We start from the raw sequence: 21,297 nt of genomic DNA, 5'->3' as shown, positions 1-21,297 counted from the left end.
CTGTCCCCGCAACCAAAGTGGTCCCGTGGTGTAGCGGTTAACATGCCTGCCTGTCACGCAGGAGATCGCGGGTTCGATTCCCGTCGGGACCGCCATTTTGTTTGGCTCGGTAGCTCAGTTGGTAGAGCAAAGGACTGAAAATCCTTGTGTCGGCGGTTCGATTCCGTCCCGAGCCACCATTTTAAGACGGCGATTGTGGCGAAGTGGTTAACGCACCGGATTGTGGTTCCGGCATTCGTGGGTTCGATTCCCATCAGTCGCCCCATCTTAAGTAACGCGGGTGTAGTTTAGTGGTAAAACCTCAGCCTTCCAAGCTGATGTCGTGAGTTCGATTCTCATCACCCGCTCCAAATAATGGGCCTATAGCTCAGCTGGTTAGAGCGCACGCCTGATAAGCGTGAGGTCGGTGGTTCGAGTCCACTTAGGCCCACCATATTCCACAGTAGCTCAGTGGTAGAGCTATCGGCTGTTAACCGATCGGTCGTAGGTTCGAGTCCTACCTGTGGAGCCATACGGAGAAGTACTCAAGTGGCTGAAGAGGCGCCCCTGCTAAGGGTGTAGGTCGTGTAAGCGGCGCGAGGGTTCAAATCCCTCCTTCTCCGCCAGTCGTTTTAAATTTAAATATGGCCCGTTGGTCAAGCGGTTAAGACACCGCCCTTTCACGGCGGTAACACGGGTTCGAATCCCGTACGGGTCATCTTAAAAAGGTTTGCATATATTGCAAACCTTTTTTTATTTGCGCTTTTTTAAAGATTAAGTAAACAGAAATAATAGTTAGGAATAATTACCATGAATTTTCAGAATAAAAAGTAAGTTTTAAGCAGGATTTTCCCTATATCATATGGAATTATTCATAAAGTAATAAAGTATGAAGAGCATGGAATAAAGAGTAATTTTAAAGAACATTTATTCTATTATATTTGTAGAAAAGGTTTATGTTTTTACTATAAAAGGGAATGAGTGGTAAGAAGCGTATATTATGTGCGTATATCATGTTTGAAGTTAAAGGGGTGGCAAAAGTGAATCTAGCGGTTCAGCCTACTGAATTTGATGTTCATTTGTATCACGAAGGAAACTTATTTCGCAGTTACTCTATTTTCGGTGCGCATCAGGTAACGGTAGAAGGAATTGAAGGCGTACGATTTTGCGTGTGGGCACCTCATGCAAAGGGTGTAAGCGTTATAGGTGATTTTAATAAATGGAACGGTTTTCAACATTCAATGGTTAAAGTTAATGAAGAAGGTATTTGGATGACATTTATCCCTGAATTAGAACAAGGGACTATTTATAAATATGAAATCATCACACAAAGCAATCAAAAAAAATTAAAAGCAGATCCATACGCTTTCTTCAGTGAAGTGCGTCCAAACACTGCGTCAATTGTTTACTCATTGGATGGGTACAAATGGAACGACCAATATTGGCGTAGAAAGAAAAAACAGCAAAATATATATGAAAGACCACTGTGTATTTACGAGCTGCATGCAGGGTCTTGGAGGACTCATGAAGATGGCAGCCTTTATACATACAGTGAATTAGCACAGGAGCTTATTCCTTATATTGCTGAACAAGGTTTTACACATATTGAGTTATTACCAGTCATTGAGCATCCGCTCGACCGATCCTGGGGATATCAAGGAACTGGATACTATTCTGCTACCAGTCGATACGGTACACCTAAAGAGTTGATGAACTTTATAGATGAGTGTCATCAAAATAATATAGGCGTTCTTTTAGACTGGGTACCCGGGCATTTTTGTAAGGATGAACATGGTCTGTATATGTTTGATGGAGAACCTACTTATGAATACAAAAAAGAACCCGACCGTGAAAACTATGTTTGGGGAACAGCTAATTTCGATTTAGGAAAGCCTGAAGTACAAAGTTTTCTCATTTCGAACGCTTTGTTTTGGTTGGAGTACTTCCATATAGATGGATTTCGAGTAGACGCTGTAGCTAATATGCTTTATTGGCAAAATTCTTCTGGAAAAGCAGTAAATGATGGAGCTGTCAGCTTCTTAAAAAAATTGAATGAAGCTGTTTTTAAATCTGATGAAACGATATTAATGATGGCAGAAGATTCAACGGATTGGCCCCTTGTTACAGCACCTACGTATGAGGGCGGTTTAGGCTTTAATTATAAGTGGAACATGGGATGGATGAATGACGTTTTAACGTACATGGAAGCTGGTGTGGAAAGACGTCCCTATCTTCACGATAAAATGACCTTTTCACTAATGTATGCGTTTAACGAAAATTTTATTTTGCCGCTTTCTCATGATGAAGTCGTACATGGGAAAAAATCATTGCTTAATAAGATGCCAGGTGATTACTGGCGCAAGTTTGCACAGCTTCGACTGCTATATGGATATTTCTTTGCACACCCTGGAAAAAAGCTTTTATTTATGGGCGGAGAGTTTGGTCAATTTGATGAGTGGAAAGATTTAGAAGAGTTGGACTGGATGCTTTATGACTTTGACATGCATCGCAATCTTAACGGATATTTGAAGGATCTCATCAAGATTTATAAAAGAAGCAAGCCTTTATATGAATTAGACCATAATCCAGATGGATTTGAATGGATTGATGTTAACAATCATCATCAACAAATTTTCTCCTTTATTCGCAAGTCGAAAGAAAATCAGGAGATTTTTATAGTTGTTAGCAATTTTTCTGAGCATCCATATCATTCTTACAAAGTTGGAGTTCCAGTTGAGACAGAGTACATTGAAGTTATTAACAGTGATGACGAAGTGTACGGCGGTTCAGGCATTGTAAATAAAAAGGCATTAAAATCAGTGGATGAATCGTTTCACGGCCAACCTTTTTGCATTGAAATGAATATTCCGCCGTTTGGCATTAGTATACTACGAGCAAAGAGAAAACGAGGGGAGAGAAAACAACATGTTAAAAAAGAAATGCGTAGCGATGTTATTGGCAGGAGGAAAAGGTAGTCGGCTAAGTTCGCTTACAAAAAATCTAGCAAAGCCAGCTGTACCATTTGGTGGTAAGTATCGAATTATTGATTTTGCTTTAAGTAATTGTACAAATTCAGGTATTGAAACAGTAGGTGTATTAACACAATATCAACCGCTAGTTCTCAATTCATACATTGGAATTGGAAGCGCTTGGGATTTAGATCGACGGAATGGTGGCGTCACAGTATTGCCTCCATACGCGGAGTCAGATGGAGTAAAGTGGTATAAAGGCACAGCTAGTGCTATTTATGAAAATTTAAATTATTTGACACAATATGATCCTGAGTACGTACTGATTCTATCAGGTGATCACATTTATAAAATGAACTATGAAAATATGCTTGATTATCATATAAACAAAGAAGCAGACGTAACGATTTCTGTTATTGAAGTACCTTGGGAAGAAGCGAGCCGTTTTGGTATTTTAAATACAAATAGTGACCTAGACGTAATGGAGTTCGATGAAAAGCCACAGCGTCCTAAAAATAATCTAGCTTCTATGGGAATTTATATTTTTAAATGGAGTATTTTAAAAGAATATTTAGAAATGGATGCACGCAATCCATACTCAAGCCATGATTTTGGTAAAGATGTTATTCCACTTTTACTAGATGAAAAGAAAAAGCTAATTGCATACCCATTCCAAGGTTATTGGAAAGATGTAGGAACTGTAAAAAGCTTGTGGGAAGCGAATATGGATTTGTTATGTGATAAAGACGAGCTTAATTTATTTGACTCTTCATGGAAAGTATACTCTGTTAACCCTAATCAGCCTCCTCAATATATCGCGCCAAACGCCTGCGTGGTGGAGTCATTAGTAAATGAAGGGTGCGTTGTCGAAGGAAACGTAGAGCAGTCCGTGTTATTTCCAGGTGTACAAATCGGCTCAGGTTCTGAGGTTAAGAAAACGGTTGTCATGCCTACTGCAAAGATAGGCTCTAACGTATATATTGAAAACGCAATTGTTCCATCGGATATTGAAGTTCCAGACGGTACTATTATTCGACCGACCAAAGGAAGCGAAGAAGTAATTCTTGTTACTCAAGAATTGATTGAATCAGTTGCTAAATGCATTTAACGAACAGAGAGGATGAACGACATTGAATAATCAAATGCTTGGTATTATTGATGCTTGTACAAACACAACAGCGCTGCAGCCTTTAACTTTTTATAGATCGATTGCTGCCATTCCTTTTGCAGGGCGCTATCGATTAATCGATTTTACGCTTTCTAATATGGTGAACTCTGGAATTTCGAGCGTTGCCATTTTTCCTCGTGATCGCTATCGCGCATTGATGGATCATATAGGTTCAGGAAAAGAATGGGATTTGGACCGGAAGCGAGATGGATTGTTTATCTTCCCTCCTATGACAAGTGATTTACACTTAGAAAGTCCATCACTATTCACGCAGTTCCGTTATCATATTGATTATTTTTTAAGAAGTAAGCAGGAATACGTATTAATTGCTAATAGTTATACGGTATGTACAGTTGACTTTGAGCATGCACTGCAGCGTCATATTGCTTCAAATGCAGATATTACTGAAATGACGCAGGGCGATAAATCGCTTAATATGTATATTATTAATAAATCTATTCTAGTTAATATTTTGCAAAATGAATCGCATGATTTTTATACGATTAAAGAAATGGTTCGATATATGGCACAATCTCATCGTGTAGAAAAGTATGAGCACCATGGATATACGGCTGAGATTTCTAGCTTAGATGCCTACTATAAAACAAGTATGGAAATTTTATCTCCAGATGTTTGGAAGCAGCTATTCATCAACGAACGTCCTGTTTTCACTAAAGTAAAAGATGAACCGCCTACTCGTTACGCAAAGAAAGCGGTTGTGAAAAACTCAATGATCGCAAACGGGTGTGTGATTGAAGGACATGTGGAAAATAGTATTATCTTCCGAGGCGTTAAAATTGGAAAAGGTACGGTCGTTAAGAATAGCATTGTGATGCAAAAAGGCGTTATTTTAGAAAATAGTGTATTAGAAAATGTTGTTTTAGACAAAGATGTGAAAATAGGAAGTAATGAAACGTTGCTAGGTGAGTCTGAACTACCTAGAGTCATTGCTAAAGGAACAACTCAAGGAGCGTTGATGAAGTCGTGAATGTATTATTTGCTGTATCAGAATGTGTCCCTTTTATTAAAACAGGAGGGTTGGCAGACGTAGCTGGTGCTCTGCCTAAAGAATTAAAAAAGTTAGGAACGAACGTATGTGTAGTCATGCCAAAGTATGGAACAATTCCTCAACATTATCAAGACGAAATGGTGCTTGAAAAAGTGATTCATGTGCAGGTTGGATGGAGAAGACAATACTGCGGAATTGAATCGTTAACAATGGATGGCGTTAAATATATTTTCATTGATAATGAATATTATTTTAAAAGAGATAGCTTATATGGGCACTACGATGATGCTGAACGATTCGCTTTTTTCAGCAGAGCCGTGCTTGAAGCTATCCCATTTTTAGAGAATGAGCCTGATATTATTCATTGTCATGACTGGCATACGGCTATGATTCCATTTTTACTTCGTGCTAATTATGATATGTACGATCATATTCAAACGGTCTTTACGATTCATAACTTGCAATTCCAAGGAATTTTCCCTAAGAGCAATTTATATGAGTTATTAAATTTAAATGATTATTATTTTACTACAAGCCAGCTCGAGTTTTATGGGAATATTAATTTTATGAAAGCGGCTCTTGTATCAGCTGATAAAATTACCACGGTAAGTCCTACATATCGAGATGAAATTCAAATGCCATATTACGGAGAAAGTTTAGATGGATTATTGCGTCAGCGAAATCAAGATTTAATTGGGATTGTAAATGGAATCGATGAAGAAGCTTATAGCCCAGACGCAGATCAGCTTATATCTTATCCTTATTCGGTAGAAGAGATTGAAGGAAAATATAAAAATAAAAAAGAGCTCCAGCGCTATCTTGAATTAGAAGAAAATAAGGATGTTCCAATTATTTCGATGGTTACAAGGTTAACTCAGCAAAAGGGATTAGATTTAGTTAAGCACGTTTTCCATGAGACGGTTAACTTAGGAGCCCAAATTGTTATTTTAGGAACTGGCGAACACGAGTTTGAGCAGTTTTTCCGTGAGATGGAAGATACGTACCCGCAACAAGTGAAAGCCATTATTGGTTTTAATGAGGAACTTGCTCATAAAGTTTACGCCGGTACGGATTTATTTTTAATGCCTTCCCGTTTTGAGCCTTGCGGACTCGGACAATTAATAGCTTTAAAATATGGAACCATTCCAGTCGTGCGTGAAACGGGCGGCCTGAATGATACGGTCAAAGCTTATAATGAATATAGCGGAGAGGGAAATGGCTTCTCTTTTAAGAATTATAATGCTCATGACATGCTTCATACGTTAGAAAGAGCTGTTTCATTTTATCACCAGAAAGATGTATGGAAAAAATTAATGATGGATGCTATGAGTCAGGATTATAGCTGGGGGCAATCGGCATTTAAATATAATCAATTGTATTCAAATTTGACATCTACTCCATCGTGAAAGGGTGAGCAGATTGTTCTCTGATAAAAAAAGCTTTCAAGAGGCTTTTTTAAAAAAGCTGGAAATGACATATGGAAAGAGCTTTAAAGAATCTACTGTTCAAGATCACTATCATACATTAGGAAATATGGTGCGAGAGTATATTAGCAGCGATTGGATTTCAACCAATGAAATTCATAGGTCTTCACATACAAAGCAAGTGTATTATCTTTCTATCGAATTTTTATTAGGCAGACTATTGGGTCAAAATCTGTTGAACTTAGGAATTCGGGAAGTTGTAAAAGAAGGATTAAGTGATCTGAATATTTCACTTGAAAATATTGAGGAAATAGAAGTAGACGCAGGATTAGGAAACGGCGGATTAGGCAGGCTGGCTGCTTGTTTTTTAGATTCTCTTGCTTCACTTAATCTTCCTGGCCATGGTTATGGGATTCGCTATAAACACGGTTTGTTTGATCAAAAGATTGTAAACGGCTTTCAAATTGAGCTCCCAGAACAGTGGTTAAGGCATGGGAATTCATGGGAGGTACGCAAATTAGATCAAGCTATCGAAGTGAATTTTTGGGGCGAAGTTGAAATGGTACAGGAAGACGGGAAATTTTCTTTTCGTCATGTAAAAGGAGAACCGGTCTCTGCTGTTCCTTATGACATCCCGGTTATCGGGTATAAAACAGATACAGTGAATACACTTCGCCTTTGGAATGCGGAGCCTTCATCATTTCCAGTACATAAAGATGTGATGGAGTATAAGCGTCAAACAGAGGCTGTATCAGAATTTTTATATCCGGATGATACACATGAAGATGGTAAAATATTAAGATTGAAACAGCAATATTTTCTTGTGTCAGCTAGCTTACAAAGTATTATCAGAGCACATCGAAATACCTATCAAACACTTACAAACTTTCACGAAAAAGTAGCCATTCATATTAACGATACGCATCCTGTACTTGCGATTCCTGAGCTAATGAGAATTTTACTGGATGAAGAAAAAATGGAATGGGAAGATGCATGGCATATTACGTCCAATACTATATCATACACAAATCATACGACTCTTTCTGAAGCCCTTGAGAAATGGCCGATTGACTTATTTCAGCCCTTGCTTCCACGCGTTTATATGATTATTGAAGAAATTAATGAACGCTTTTGTAAAGAATTATGGGAAGTATATCCAGGAGACTGGCAGCGGATTGAAAATATGGCTATTTTAGCGCACGGGTTAGTAAAGATGGCTCATTTAGCAATTGTGGGAAGTTATAAAGTAAACGGCGTTGCAAAGATTCATACTGATATTTTAAAAGAACGAGAAATGAAAGATTTTTATCAGTTTTATCCTGCTAAATTTAACAATAAAACGAATGGGATTACCCACCGGCGCTGGTTGTTAAAAGCTAACCCGCAGCTTTCCTCTCTTATTACCGAGGTGATAGGAGATAAATGGATTAAACAGCCGCATTCTCTTATAAAGCTCCAAGAGTATGTGGAAGATCCAAGCTTTTTACAAGGACTAAAAACAGTAAAACAACAGCGTAAAAAGCTGCTTGCGGATATTGTTCAAGAGCAAACGGGAATTAAAATAGATTCACATTCTATTTTTGATGTACAGGTTAAAAGGCTTCATGCTTATAAAAGACAGCTTTTAAATGTGCTGCACATTATGTATTTGTACAATCGATTAAAAGAAGACCCTAATTTTCAAATCGTTCCTCGTACATTTATTTTTGGTGCGAAAGCTTCTCCCGGTTATTATTATGCAAAAAAAGTCATCAAGCTAATTAATTCTGTAGCTGATGTTGTCAATCATGATCCACAAACATCACCGTTTTTAAAAGTCGTTTTTTTAGAAAACTACCGGGTGTCACTTGCTGAGTATATCTTTCCTGCAGCGGATGTCAGTGAGCAGATTTCAACCGCCAGCAAGGAAGCTTCGGGAACGGGAAATATGAAATTCATGATGAACGGAGCGTTAACTCTTGGCACGCTGGACGGAGCGAACGTCGAAATTAGCGAGGCAGTAGGAAAAGATAATGTCTTTATTTTTGGATTAAAAGCCGAAGAAGTGTTGAGCTATCAGCAAAATGGGGGATACCGTGCCTATGATTATTACCATCATGATAAGCGGATTCGACAAGTGCTCGAGCAGCTTACAAACGGCTTCCTACCAGACACATATGACTTATTCGAGCCTATATATGATTCATTATTAATGCAAAATGATGAATACTATGTACTCCGTGACTTTGACTCATACGTTACGGCACAGCAAAAAGTAAACGAAGCTTATAGAAATGAAAATAAATGGCTTCAAATGAGTGCGACGAACATTGCACATTCCGGCTTTTTTTCTAGTGATCGAACGATTGAGGAATATGCATCTGATATTTGGGGAATTCACTCCACTAAAAATTTATTAAATCAATAAATAGAAAAGGTGTAGTCAAAGACTACACCTTTTTTATTTTATCTGTTGTCACCGTTTAAGAAATTACCTAAAGAACCAAGGATACTGCCTTCACCTTTACCTCCCGTTGGCGAAACTGCACTTGATAAAACGCGATCGGCTAGTCGGCTAAAAGGAAGAGATTGAATCCAAACTGTTCCTGGTCCTGACAGAGTAGCAAAAAACATGCCTTCTCCTCCAAACAGAGCTGTTTTAATTTTCCCTACATATTCGATGTTGTAGTTTACATCACGGGTCATGGCCACTAAACATCCAGTATCCACGCGAAGGCGTTCACCCGGCTGCAGCTGTCTTTTATGAATGGTCCCGCCTGCATGCAAAAATGCGAGGCCATTACCTTCTAATTTTTGCATAATAAAACCTTCACCGCCAAAGAAGCCCGTTCCTAGTTTTTTTTGAAAATCAATGCCAACGGATACGCCTTTGGCAGCGCATAAAAAGGAGCTCTTTTGACAAATGATTTTATGATCGAGCTGTTCTAAATCGACAGGAATAATCTTGCCTGGAAAAGGTGAAGCGAAAGATACTTTTCGTTTGTGATAGCCGTTATTTGTATATACCGTCATAAATAAACTTTCACCAGTTAATACGCGTTTCCCAGCTCCTTTTAGTTTATTAAAAAGCCCGCTGCTGTTGGAGGAAGAACCGTCACCAAAAATGGTTTCCATCTCAATATCATCTTCCATCATCATCATTCCTCCAGCTTCTGCTATAACACTTTCTGAAGGATCTAATTCAATTTCAACAAACTGCATGTCATCTCCATACAATTTGTAATCAATTTCATGTGCATTCATCATTTTCACCTCATTATAATTCTAATCTCCTATTCATTCGATGTCATCTCCTATAGCTCCTACTAAAAATAGAAAAAAGAGTAGTATGAAGAACTACTCCTTTTCAGTGTATGGATCTTTCTCATAGGCCGGTAAATCTCCAAATATGGTCATCGTACCTTCTTCATCCAGTGCATTTTCATATCGCTCATGCTCTTTTGAAGGGTAAATAGGAAGAGGCTGTCCATATAAATCGGTAGCAGCAAAGTTTTCATAATCTTCAACGTACCCGATAGCTTCATCTGCCTCAATATAGGTTTCACTATAGTTAGCCGTATCTTCTATAAAATCAGAAGGAGATTCAGACGTCCCGTAACGCGCAACGTCTTGCCAAGAATCTTCTGCGTCATATCCTGTCATTTCGGTATCGTCATAGTCGTATTGGCCAAATGGGTGATGGAGAACATTTTCTTCTACAGGTCTGTGCTTTGGAATATCCTGTGATGGGCTATGTTCTCTACAGTATAAAGTAGTTGGTACAGCCTGAAGTCGTTCAAACGAGATATCTGCTCCACATGCTTTGCATGTTCCATACGTGCTGTGAGCGATTGCCTGAAGTGCTTCTTCTATTTCATGTAGCTCTTGTTTTGCATGTTCATTTAGTGCAATGTCCTTTTCACGCTCATATGTTTCCGTGGCTGTGTCACCAGGGTGGTTATCGTAGCTTGAAAGTTCTCCTACAGCATCGTGAGCGTCGCTTCGAGTTAGACCAAAATGATCATTTTGGTCAAAGTGCGATTGAATATCAGCCTGCTGCTGCTGTAAATTTTGTTTTAACTGACTGATTTCTTCTTTTGAAAGTGTCATGAAGCTCCCCCTTAAAAATTTATTGTGCTTTTGTAGTATGTGTTAAAAATTCAAAAAAACACGATTCATATTAGGAGTATTTGGGGTATTCATGAAGCTAAGAGAGAAAAGGAGTGGAAAATTAAAGAAAGTTAAAGGTTATAGAAAAGGGTATGATAAAAATAACGTTCTCGAGGTCTAAGGAGTACTAAATAGATCATAAAGATTTTTGATTCATTTAATGAAAAGGCATAATTTAGATAAGCGAAATTAATTTTTTTCTCGTGAATCGCGATGCTAGATTTTTTTGAACTGAAAGTTTATAATAAGTTAGTTACAGACTTAAGAAAAAAGATGAACGGGGGGACGTAGTGTGATTGCAACGACCGAACAGTTAGTACAAGAATACATTAAAGATGCGATTGAGTGTGCAAAAAATGAAAATCAGCCAAAATTGGTCAGTTTAGTGAAAAAAGTAAGACCTATTGACCCCCTTATTTTTTATGCGAACGGACATGACCAGTTTTATAAAGAACGCTTTTTTTGGAAAGATCCCAACAGTTATTATACATTTGTTGGATTAGGATATGCGCATACTATTTGCACCAATGCGGCAAAAGAACGTTATTTCCACATTGAAAATGAATGGAAGCGCTTTATAAAAGAAGACTTTTATAAAAATAACCAAATTTTCCCGGATGGGACAGGTCCTCTTTTATTTGGAGGATTTTCATTTGACCCAAATCAGTATCGAGAAAACTATTGGAGTGATTTCCCAAGTTCAAAATTTATGATTCCAACTGTGTTATATACTCAGGTAGACAAAGAAGGATACCTTACCGTTAATATGATGGTTAAAGGACAAGATTCTGTTAAAAAGCACATCAATTATTTCGAAGAGGTCCAAAAACTTGTTCTTTGTGAAGAGTACGACGGGGAATCTCATATTTCACCTTTGCTGTTGGAAAAAGAGGAAATTGGGGTAGAGAAATTTAAAGGAAATATTGAAAGAGCTACTACTTTAATTAAGCAACAGGCCATAGAGAAAGTGGTTCTTGCTCGTCAATTAAAAGTAAAATTTAATGAAGATATTTCTACTGAATACGTGCTTCAGCGTCTGTTAAAGGAACAGCCAACTAGCTACACATATATTTTAGAGGGAGAGCATCAGCATTTTATTGGCGCTTCCCCAGAAAGGCTAGTACAAAAACAAGGAGATTATGTGTTTTCCACATGTTTAGCGGGTTCGATTCCAAGAGGAAAGACAAGGCAGGAAGATCACGAACTAGGTGAGGAATTGCTTCAAGATCCTAAGAACTTAATTGAGCACGATGTTGTTGTTCATATGATTAAAGAAGCGATGAATTCTTATTGTTATGAAGTAGAAATTCCGAGTAAGCCAAGTTTATATAAAACAAAGCATATTCAACATTTGTATACACCTGTGAAAGGGCGTATAAAGGAAGATGTGACGCTATTTTCATTTATTCAAAAGCTCCATCCAACACCAGCGCTAGGAGGATATCCTCAACAGGAGGCCTTGCCTATTATTCGAAAGCTAGAATCCTTTGACCGAGGGTGGTATGCAGCTCCTTTAGGGTGGATGGATATAAATGGAAACGGTGAATTTATAGTAGGAATCCGCTCGGCTGTTATTCAGCAAAAAGAAGCTGTTTTATTTGCGGGCTGTGGAATTGTAGCAGATTCTACGCCTGAAAGTGAATATGAAGAAACAAGAATTAAATTCAACCCGATGCTTTCAGCTTTAGGAGGGATTATGCGTGGAACACATTAAATCGTTAACAACGTATATTGCGTCATTCGTGGATGAATTAGTAGAAGCAAATGTTGAAGAAGTAGTGGTCAGTCCAGGGTCACGTTCAACGCCTATTGCGATGCTTATGGCTGAGCATCCTGATATTCATGTGCACTTAAATATTGATGAACGTTCCGCCGGCTTTTTTGCGCTAGGAATAGCAAAAGCAAAGAAAAAACCAGTGGCGCTTGTATGTACATCTGGAACAGCTGCAGCAAATTATTATCCTGCAGTAATTGAAGCTCACTACTCACGCATTCCTTTAGTAGTTATCACAGCGGATCGGCCGCATGAGTTAAGGGATATAGGTGCCCCGCAGGCAATTAATCAGAATCATCTTTTCGGTCAATATGCGAAGTGGTTTGTAGATACAGCTTTACCAGAAGAAAGTGCAGATATGAATCGTTATATTCGAACAGTAGCTTCAAGGGCTGTTCATACAGCTCAAGCTATACCGAGCGGTCCTGTACACATTAACGTACCTTTACGTGAACCGATTGTACCAGATTTGTCTATTGAAGATTTATGGAGTCAGGGAAAACGCGGTAAATCATATGTGGCTGCTATCCATGGAGAAGCATCTCTATCTGAAAAAGGATTCGAAGAAATTGCGAAGCGCTTAGAGGGAACAACAAAAGGACTTATTATATGCGGAGATCAAATGTCTTTAAAAGCAGTAAACAGCGTATGCCGTTTAGCTGAATCTTTAAGCTTTCCGGTGCTCGCAGATCCGTTATCGCAATTAAGAAGCGGCAAGCATCCAAAAGAAAATGTAATAGAGACATATGATACATTTTTAAAAAGTGATAAGGTTGATGAGCGTTTTCACCCGGAAGTTGTCATTCGTTTTGGCGCGATGCCGGTATCGAAACCGCTATTGCAATTTTTAAAAGCACACGAGCCGAAAGAAATGTTTGTAGTTGACCAAGGTAAAGGCTGGAGAGATCCTACTTTACGTTCAACAGTGATGATTGAAGCCGATGAAACATTATTTTGTGAAGAACTGATCAAGCGCCTTTCAGCGAATCAAGAGGAGTCTACTTCATGGCTTAGTCTGTGGAAAAAGATTAATGCTCAAACTGCACAGGCTCTGAGAACATTAACTTCTGGCCAGGAATGGTTCGAAGGACAAGTAGTTCAAGAAATTGTGGATGTAGTACCTGAAGGCACGGCTTTGTTTGCTGGAAATTCAATGCCTGTTCGAGATATTGATTCTTTCTTCTTAAATACGGAAAAAGATATTCCACTCTTTGTAAACCGAGGAGCAAATGGAATTGATGGTGTGGTTTCGTCTGCTCTAGGCGTAAGCACGGCTTACGATCACACCGTTTTATTTATTGGTGACCTATCGTTTTATCACGATTTAAATGGTTTGCTGGCAGCTAAGATGCATAATTTAAATTTAACCGTTGTGCTAGTTAACAATGACGGCGGAGGAATTTTTTCATTTTTACCGCAGTCAAAACAAGAAAAGCACTTTGAATTTTTATTCGGTACGCCAACTGGATTAAATTTTGAGCATGCCACTCGTCTGTATGATGGCACATTTTCTTCAGCAAGCAGCTGGGAAGAATTTCGACATGCAATGAACCATGCTTTCACAAAAGGCGGGTTACATGTTGTAGAGATTCGTACAACTCGTACAGAAAATGTAGAGACTCATCGCAGTTTGTGGAAACTTGTTTCCGAGGAAATAAATTTGTCAAACGGTGAGGAATAGGCAATGATGTATCAATTAAATGGTGTATCTTACTATGTGCACATCGAGGGAAAAGGAGAGCCGCTGCTGCTTCTTCACGGCTTTACCGGTTCTTCTCAAACCTGGCGTACCTTTATGAAGAAATTTGTTAAAGACTATCAGGTGATTGCAGTTGATATTATTGGTCATGGCCAATCAGCAGCTCCGAAAGAAATCAAACCATATTCGATGGAAGCAGTTGTTGAAGCACTGCATGAGCTGCTTCAACAGCTATCTCTATCACAGGTGAATGTAATTGGATATTCGATGGGAGGAAGGCTTGCTCTTTCATTTGCTCAGCGATATCCACACCTTGTGAAAAAGTTGGTATTAGAAAGCGCATCGCCTGGTTTAAAAACGCGAGAAGAACAAAAGCTAAGAAAAGAAAAAGATGAGCAGCTGGCGAGCCGCATTATGAAAAATGGAATTGAAGAATTTGTGAACTTTTGGGAGGACATCCCTCTTTTTAGTTCTCAAAAGCAATTGCCTAGCCATGTTCAAGAAGCGGTGCGTAAAGAAAGACTTTCGCATACAGAAATCGGCCTTTCCAACAGTTTGAAAGGAATGGGAACAGGAGTCCAGCCGTCCCTTTGGGAGAAGCTGGACGATCTGTTGATGCCGGTTTTGCTTATTACAGGAGAAGTAGATCAAAAGTTTTGTTTAATTTCCAAAGAAATGCAAACATTAATACCAAATGCTACTTCTAAAATTATTTTAGGGACAGGCCATGCAATTCACGTGGAACAACCCGAGATTTTTGGTAGAATAGTAAGTGAGTTCTTAGCTACTACATAATTAGGAGGAAATAAAGATGACAGTTGAATGGACATCAGCACGTCAGTATGAAGACATTTTATACGAAACATATAACGGAATCGCTAAAATTACGATTAACCGTCCGGAAGTGCACAATGCATTCCGTCCAAAAACAGTAATGGAATTGATCGATGCATTTGCTTATGCTCGTGACGATGCAAGCATTGGAGTAATTGTATTAGCAGGTGCTGGAGATAAAGCATTTTGCTCAGGCGGAGACCAAAAAGTTCGCGGCCACGGCGGCTATGTAGGAGAAGATGAAATTCCACGTCTAAACGTTCTGGATTTACAGCGTTTAATTCGCGTAATTCCAAAGCCGGTTGTTGCGATGGTATCAGGCTATGCAATTGGTGGAGGCCACGTTCTTCACGTTGTATGTGACTTAACAATTGCAGCGGATAACGCAGTCTTTGGACAAACAGGACCTAAAGTTGGAAGCTTCGATGCAGGATATGGCTCTGGTTACTTAGCTCGCATCGTAGGTCATAAGAAAGCGCGTGAGATCTGGTTCTTATGCCGTCAGTACAATGCTCAAGAAGCACTAGACATGGGCTTAGTAAACACGGTCGTTCCACTAGAGCAGCTTGAAGCTGAAACAATTCAATGGTGTGAAGAGATGTTAGAAAAAAGTCCAACGGCTCTTCGTTTCTTAAAAGCAGCATTTAACGCTGATACGGACGGCTTAGCTGGTATCCAGCAATTTGCGGGTGACGCAACGCTTCTTTATTACACAACGGACGAGGCAAAAGAAGGTCGCGATGCATTTAAGGAAAAACGCAATCCAGACTTCCAACAGTTCCCACGTTTCCCTTAAACAGCTGAAACAGCTTGGTGATTATCATCAGGCTGTTTTTTCAATTTGATTTAGTTAATTAGTATAAAAAGGAGAGAAATTTATGAGTGGCCAAACGATTCCTAATGGGCTTATGCAAAGAGCATATTTGACGCCAAATCGAGTGGCGGTAGAAACACCGCAAACGTCGCTTACTTTTCAAGAGCTTCATAAACGTGTTCAAAAAGTAGCGCAGCAGCTTTCGTTTAACGGTGTAAAGCAAGGTGATACCATTGCTTTATGCATGAAAAATAGCGTGGAGTTTATTGAGATTTTACATGCGGTTTCTTATATTGGCGCTCGGGTACTGCTCGTCAATACGCGTTTGACAAATGACGAAATCAATTATCAGCTAACAGATGCAAACGTGTCGTTGCTTGTTACGGATGAAGCATTTTTAACGAGAGAGTTCCAAAGTTCCATTACTCAGCTTCTTTCATCTTCTTTAAAAAGTTCTCCAGAAACAGAAACGTATTTTCAGAAAACGTGGAATCTCGAGGAGACGTTCACCATTATGTATACGTCTGGAACAACAGGTAATCCAAAAGGAGTGCTGCAGACATATGGAAATCATTGGTGGAGTTCCGTTGGTTCAGCGCTTAATTTAGGATTAAATGAAAAAGACTGCTGGCTTATAGCGGTTCCTTTATTTCATATTAGCGGCTTATCCATTTTAATGCGAAGCGTCTTTTACGGAATGAAAATCATTTTAGAAGAACGATTTGAAGCAAGAGCGGTGAATGAAGCAATTGAAAACAAAGGAGTAACAATTATTTCGGTTGTCACTTCCATGCTGTCGAATATGCTGGATGAATTAGCTGAACGTAAATATCCAAATACATTTCGCTGTATGCTTTTAGGAGGGGGACCCGCACCGCTTACTATTTTAGAGGCTTGTGTGAATAAAGAAATTCCTGTTTATCAAACGTATGGAATGACAGAAACATCTTCACAGTTCGTTACGCTTTCACCTGAAGACAGTTTGCGAAAACTTGGCTCAGCAGGTAAACCATTATTTCCGTGTGAGATGAAAATTGTAGATGAGAATGGAAATGAAACACGGGAAGCAGGAGAGATCATCGTTAAAGGTCCAAATGTTACAAAAGGATATTTAAATAAACCTGAGGCTACTAAAAAAGCAATTCAACAAGGTTGGTTCTATACAGGAGATGTTGGGAAAGTGGATGAAGAAGGATTTCTATATGTATTAGACAGACGTTCGGACCTTATTATTTCAGGTGGGGAAAATGTATATCCAGCTGAAATTGAAAATGTTTTGTTGAAGCATCCCGCTGTTAAAGAGGCCGGTGTAACGGGAGTAGCTGATGAAAAATGGGGACAAGTGCCAGCTGCATGTATTGTTGTAAACGAGAACGTTTCAGATGAAGAATTATCTTTACACATTCAACAATTTTTAGCAAAGTACAAACTTCCAAAGTATTTCGTTCGAGTAGAGGAGCTGCCGCGAACGGCTTCTAATAAAATCATACGCCGGAAGCTATCATCGTTCATACAGAAAGGAAGCTAATCGATGATTATAAAAAAAGTACATCTTTATAAAATTGACATGAAGCTTCTTTCTCCTTTTTCAACAAGCTATGGTACAGTGCAGGATCGAGAATTGATTTTGCTTGAAGTAGAAGATGAAAAAGGATTTACAGGGTGGGGAGAAGTCGTTGCTTTTTCATCTCCTTGGTATACGGAAGAAACGATTCAGACATGTTTTCATATGTTAGAGGATTTTTTAATTCCTTCGCTTCTTCATCAGCAGCTTCAAAAACCAGAGGATGTTCAAAAGTTATTCAAACCTCTAAAGCGGAACAACATGGCTAAAGCAGCTTTGGACTGTGCTGTATGGGATTTGTATGCAAAGCGGCAAAATAAGCCGTTAGCTGAAGTAATTGGCGGAGTAAGGCCTGCTGTAGAAGCTGGCGTGGTAGTTGGCTTAAATGATATTTCCATCATGAAAGAACAAATAAAGACGTACATGAAAGATGGTTATAAGCGCTTTAAAGTGAAAATTAAGCCGGGTGCCGACTATGAGCTACTGAAACAAATTCGAGATGAATTTCCAAGCATTCCTCTTATGGCTGATGCCAATTCAGCCTATACGTTAAGCGATAGTGATTCATTGAAGAAACTAGATGAATTGAATTTAATGATGATTGAACAGCCGTTAAGTTCTGATGATATCCTTGATCATCGATTGTTACAAAAGCAAATGAAGACGCCGATTTGCTTAGATGAAAGTATTGTGAGCTATGAAGATGCACGTCATGCAATCGAACAAAAAAGCTGCAAGATTATCAATGTGAAAATCGGTCGAGTTGGCGGACTGTCCGTAGCAAAGCAAATTCATGATTTATGCGCCCAGCACGGTGTAAGGCTTTGGGTTGGAGGAATGTTAGAAGCCGGGATTTCACGAGCTCATAACATTGCCCTTGCCACACTGCCTTCTTTCACGATACCAGGTGACATTTCTGCGTCGTCTCGCTATTGGGAAAAAGATATTATTAAGCCCGAAGTAGAGGTAGAAGCCGGAGTAATAAAGGTGAAGGAAAAACCGGGGATAGGATACGATATTGATAAAAAGTTTATCAAAACAATCACAGCATTTGAAAAAGAATACAAATAAGTAAAAACCGTTTTTTATGAAAAACGGTTTTTTTATTGAGGTTGTCAATGTTTAGTAGAAAAATAAGACAAATTTTTTAAAAAGAGCACATTGTTCCATCAAGCGTGTCAAAACATGTTATGATGGAATAGTTTGATGAAAAAAGTCGAAGGATTTTATCGTAAAAAACAAAATTATTTTTGAAAATAGGTTGATAGTTTTCTAAGTTGTCCTATATAATGTGTTTATAACATAACACAATATGTTGTTTTGAAATTGATAATAAAATACTATATTTTGTGTTTTCCAGTGAAAAAGGTGTCTGATAAAAAGACTTAAAAGGGAATTTGGTGAAAATCCAAAGCTGTCCCCGCAACTGTGAATGCTGATGAAATAAGGAGATCCACTGTGATTAAACATCATGGGAAGGCCTTAAAGTAAAAAGAAGCATAAGTCAGGAGACCTGCCTTTTTTATGTCGTTTTATCTTCTTCGGGAGGTGAGAGGGTAGAGCGAGGATTGAGAAAAGACTTAGTGTCTTCTTCTATCTTCGTTCTATTCGCTCACCGAGGTACGGTGAGCGATTTTTTTATTTTGAAGTGAAGAGAGGAGCCATCTTTATGGTGAATACATTAAAGCCTACAATTCTACATGAATTAACTGCATATATTGAACGTTTAAAAAAAGAATTTACGCAGCTTGATTTTTCTTTGTATGAGGAAAAGGTTATTCAAACTGTTACAGTAAAGGAAAATATGACGGACGAAAAGGTTGCAAACGTCCTAATTTTAGCAGCCTTAGAGCGTATTTCAATGGAAGAACCAGATTGGACGTACGTAGCGGCAGACGTCTACTTAAACGAACTATATCGAAAAGCAGCGGACAACCGAGGTTACGATAAAAAAGAGAAGTACGGTTCGTTTTATCAGCTTATTCAAGAACTAACAAAAATCGGCATTTATAATAAACAGCTATTAAAAACATATACAGAAGAAGAAATTAATGAAATTGCCTCAGTCATTATTCCTGAACGCGATCGTTTATTTACATACATTGGATTGCTGACATTAGCAGATCGCTATTTAGCGACATCACATGATAAGCGCGTATACGAATTACCGCAAGAACGTTTTCTTATCATTGCTATGACGCTGATGTCTCAAGAAAAGAAAGAAAATCGAACAGCATTAGTAAAAGAAGCGTACTGGGCGCTTTCTAGTCTATATATGACGGTTGCCACACCAACACTTTCAAACGCAGGAAAGAGCTATGGACAGCTATCTAGCTGCTTTATTGATACGATTGATGACAGCTTACGCGGTATTTATGATAGCAATACAGATTTGGCCACGCTTAGTAAAAATGGAGGCGGAATTGGTGTCTACCTCGGTCATATTAGAAGCCGAGGAAGTGATATAAAAGGTTTTAAAGGCGTATCATCAGGAACAATTCCATGGATGAAACAGCTAAATAATACGGCTGTAAGTGTCGATCAGCTAGGTCAACAACAAGGAGCTATTGCCGTATATTTAGACGTATGGCATAAAGACATCTTTTCATTCTTAGACGCGCGTTTGAACAATGGTGACGAACGTCAGCGCACGCATGATTTATTCACTGGCGTATGTTTGCCAGATTTGTTTATGGAAAAAGTAGAAGCACGTGAAGACTGGCACTTATTCGATCCTCACGAAGTTCGTACGCTGATGGGCTACTCGTTAGAAGATTTTTATGATGAAGAAGAAGGCAGCGGTTCGTTCCGCACTCGTTACGCTGAGTGTGTAAATAATGAACAGCTTTCAAGAGAAACAGTACCTGCTATTGAAATTTTCAAGCGCATTATGCTTTCGCAGCTTGAAACTGGAACGCCTTATATGTTCTATCGTGATACGGTTAACAGAGCTAATCAAAACCGCCACGAGGGCATGATCTACTGCAGCAACTTATGTACAGAAATTACGCAAAATCAAAGCACAACGGTCGTAACGGAGGAAATTACGGAAGACGGAAAAATTATTATTACAAAGAATCCGGGCGATTTTGTTGTATGTAATCTTTCTTCTATTAACTTAGCGAGAGCCGTAACTGAAGATGTGCTTGAACGTTTAATTCCAATTCAAGTACGCATGCTTGATAACGTTATTGAGTTAAATGATTTGCCGGTACTTCAAGCAAAACTAACAAACCAAAAATACCGCGCAGTAGGGCTTGGGACATTTGGTTGGAACCACTTGCTTGCCTTAAAGAAAATAGCATGGGAAACAGATGAAGCGGTAGCATATTGCGATGAATTGTATGAGCAAATTGCTTACTTAACCGTACAGGCAAGCATGAACTTAGCTAAAGAAAAAGGCGCATATCCATTATTTAAAGGCTCAGATTTTGAGTCAGGCGCTTATTTTGAAACACGTAAATACACAAGCGAAGCGTGGAGTGAACTGCGTAACGAAGTTCAAAACAATGGGATAAGAAATGGATACTTAATGGCTGTAGCACCTAATTCATCAACATCTATTATCGCGGGTTCTACTGCGAGTATTGATCCGATTTTCCGTAAGTTTTATTCAGAGGAAAAGAAAAACTATAAAATCCCGGTGACGGCACCAGATTTATCACCAGCAACAAACTGGTATTATAAGTCCGTTTATTTAATTGATCAGCACTGGAGCATTAAGCAAAACGCCAAGCGCCAGCGCCATATTGATCAATCCATTTCATTCAACTTATATGTGCAAAATGATATCCGAGCAAAAGAGCTGCTGGATCTTCATATGACGGCATGGAAAGAAAAGTTAAAAACGACCTACTACGTACGTTCAACATCAAGTGAAGTCATTGAAGAATGTGAAAGCTGTCATAGTTAAA

At 38.8% G+C, this 21,297-nt stretch carries 14 protein-coding genes, 9 tRNA genes and 1 riboswitch (1 of these 24 running past the window's edge); of the genes, 21 read left to right on the top strand and 2 right to left on the bottom strand.

What is annotated here, in order from left to right:
- The 14 genes from ACO1DI_RS09200 to ACO1DI_RS09135 form a co-directional block, all read left to right on the top strand.
- Window positions 1–15 (top strand) — tRNA-Met (locus tag ACO1DI_RS09200) (it extends 62 nt beyond the left edge of the window).
- Window positions 16–19: 4 nt separating this feature from the next.
- A tRNA-Asp gene (locus ACO1DI_RS09195) sits at window positions 20–95 on the top strand.
- A gap of 8 nt (window positions 96–103) precedes the next feature.
- Window positions 104–179, top strand: a tRNA-Phe gene (locus tag ACO1DI_RS09190).
- A 10-nt stretch (window positions 180–189) separates the two neighbouring features.
- A tRNA-His gene (locus ACO1DI_RS09185) sits at window positions 190–265 on the top strand.
- Window positions 266–276: 11 nt separating this feature from the next.
- Window positions 277–350 (top strand) — tRNA-Gly (locus ACO1DI_RS09180).
- Window positions 351–356: 6 nt separating this feature from the next.
- Window positions 357–433, top strand: a tRNA-Ile gene (locus tag ACO1DI_RS09175).
- A 3-nt stretch (window positions 434–436) separates the two neighbouring features.
- Window positions 437–511: transfer RNA gene (locus ACO1DI_RS09170), tRNA-Asn, on the top strand.
- 3 nt (window positions 512–514) lie between these two features.
- Window positions 515–605, top strand: a tRNA-Ser gene (locus ACO1DI_RS09165).
- Between the two features lie 20 nt (window positions 606–625).
- Window positions 626–697, top strand: a tRNA-Glu gene (locus ACO1DI_RS09160).
- A gap of 295 nt (window positions 698–992) precedes the next feature.
- Window positions 993–2,954 carry a 1,4-alpha-glucan branching protein GlgB gene (gene glgB, locus ACO1DI_RS09155; RefSeq protein ID WP_423145207.1) on the top strand — a complete coding sequence of 654 codons (1,962 nt, stop codon included), beginning with the start codon at window positions 993–995 and terminating at the stop codon, window positions 2,952–2,954.
- A complete protein-coding gene (locus ACO1DI_RS09150; RefSeq protein WP_016765788.1) occupies window positions 2,905–4,056 on the top strand; it encodes a glucose-1-phosphate adenylyltransferase in 1,152 nt (383 codons plus the stop codon). The genes glgB and ACO1DI_RS09150 overlap by 50 nt, the downstream gene beginning before the upstream one ends.
- Before the next feature lie 22 nt (window positions 4,057–4,078).
- On the top strand, window positions 4,079–5,104 hold the full coding sequence (locus tag ACO1DI_RS09145; protein WP_115655015.1) for a glucose-1-phosphate adenylyltransferase family protein: 1,026 nt from the start codon (window positions 4,079–4,081) through the stop codon (window positions 5,102–5,104).
- Complete coding sequence (gene glgA, locus ACO1DI_RS09140; protein WP_033579578.1) at window positions 5,101–6,531, top strand: glycogen synthase GlgA; 1,431 nt, start codon at window positions 5,101–5,103, stop codon at window positions 6,529–6,531. The genes ACO1DI_RS09145 and glgA overlap by 4 nt, the downstream gene beginning before the upstream one ends.
- Before the next feature lie 13 nt (window positions 6,532–6,544).
- The gene (locus ACO1DI_RS09135) at window positions 6,545–8,956 is read left to right on the top strand and encodes a glycogen/starch/alpha-glucan phosphorylase (RefSeq protein WP_042991844.1); all 2,412 of its coding nucleotides are present in this window, start codon (window positions 6,545–6,547) and stop codon (window positions 8,954–8,956) included.
- A 38-nt stretch (window positions 8,957–8,994) separates the two neighbouring features.
- Here the strand turns inward: ACO1DI_RS09135 and ACO1DI_RS09130 are convergent, their stop codons facing one another.
- Complete coding sequence (locus ACO1DI_RS09130) at window positions 8,995–9,792, bottom strand: TIGR00266 family protein (RefSeq protein ID WP_423145206.1); 798 nt, start codon at window positions 9,790–9,792, stop codon at window positions 8,995–8,997.
- A 93-nt stretch (window positions 9,793–9,885) separates the two neighbouring features.
- Window positions 9,886–10,638: a TraR/DksA C4-type zinc finger protein gene (locus ACO1DI_RS09125; RefSeq protein ID WP_423145205.1), complete on the bottom strand. Its 753-nt coding sequence runs from the start codon at window positions 10,636–10,638 to the stop codon at window positions 9,886–9,888.
- Window positions 10,639–10,990: 352 nt separating this feature from the next.
- On the opposite strand from ACO1DI_RS09125, the gene ACO1DI_RS09120 reads away from it, so the two are divergent.
- From ACO1DI_RS09120 to ACO1DI_RS09090, 7 genes are all read left to right on the top strand, one after another.
- Window positions 10,991–12,412, top strand: coding sequence for an isochorismate synthase (locus tag ACO1DI_RS09120; protein WP_098333432.1), 1,422 nt, complete (start codon window positions 10,991–10,993; stop codon window positions 12,410–12,412).
- Window positions 12,399–14,153, top strand: a complete 1,755-nt coding sequence (gene menD, locus ACO1DI_RS09115; RefSeq protein WP_423145204.1) for a 2-succinyl-5-enolpyruvyl-6-hydroxy-3-cyclohexene-1-carboxylic-acid synthase — start codon at window positions 12,399–12,401, stop codon at window positions 14,151–14,153. The genes ACO1DI_RS09120 and menD overlap by 14 nt, the downstream gene beginning before the upstream one ends.
- Before the next feature lie 3 nt (window positions 14,154–14,156).
- Window positions 14,157–14,966 carry a 2-succinyl-6-hydroxy-2,4-cyclohexadiene-1-carboxylate synthase gene (gene menH, locus ACO1DI_RS09110; RefSeq protein ID WP_014457943.1) on the top strand — a complete coding sequence of 270 codons (810 nt, stop codon included), beginning with the start codon at window positions 14,157–14,159 and terminating at the stop codon, window positions 14,964–14,966.
- A gap of 16 nt (window positions 14,967–14,982) precedes the next feature.
- A complete protein-coding gene (menB, locus tag ACO1DI_RS09105) occupies window positions 14,983–15,801 on the top strand; it encodes a 1,4-dihydroxy-2-naphthoyl-CoA synthase (protein ID WP_013059564.1) in 819 nt (272 codons plus the stop codon).
- A gap of 82 nt (window positions 15,802–15,883) precedes the next feature.
- The gene (locus ACO1DI_RS09100; RefSeq protein ID WP_014457944.1) at window positions 15,884–17,347 is read left to right on the top strand and encodes an o-succinylbenzoate--CoA ligase; all 1,464 of its coding nucleotides are present in this window, start codon (window positions 15,884–15,886) and stop codon (window positions 17,345–17,347) included.
- Window positions 17,348–17,350: 3 nt separating this feature from the next.
- Window positions 17,351–18,454, top strand: coding sequence for an o-succinylbenzoate synthase (gene menC / locus ACO1DI_RS09095; RefSeq protein ID WP_014457945.1), 1,104 nt, complete (start codon window positions 17,351–17,353; stop codon window positions 18,452–18,454).
- A gap of 278 nt (window positions 18,455–18,732) precedes the next feature.
- A riboswitch (cobalamin riboswitch) is annotated at window positions 18,733–18,918 on the top strand.
- A 134-nt stretch (window positions 18,919–19,052) separates the two neighbouring features.
- Entirely contained in the window at window positions 19,053–21,296 is a 2,244-nt protein-coding gene (locus ACO1DI_RS09090; protein ID WP_423145203.1) for a ribonucleoside-diphosphate reductase subunit alpha, read from the top strand.
- The last annotated feature ends 1 nt before the right edge of the window (window position 21,297 follow it).

It is taken from the genome of Priestia sp. 40 (assembly GCF_049368575.1).
Classification (GTDB): domain Bacteria; phylum Bacillota; class Bacilli; order Bacillales; family Bacillaceae_H; genus Priestia; species Priestia zanthoxyli.
This window is presented reverse-complemented; position numbering and strand designations above follow the sequence as displayed.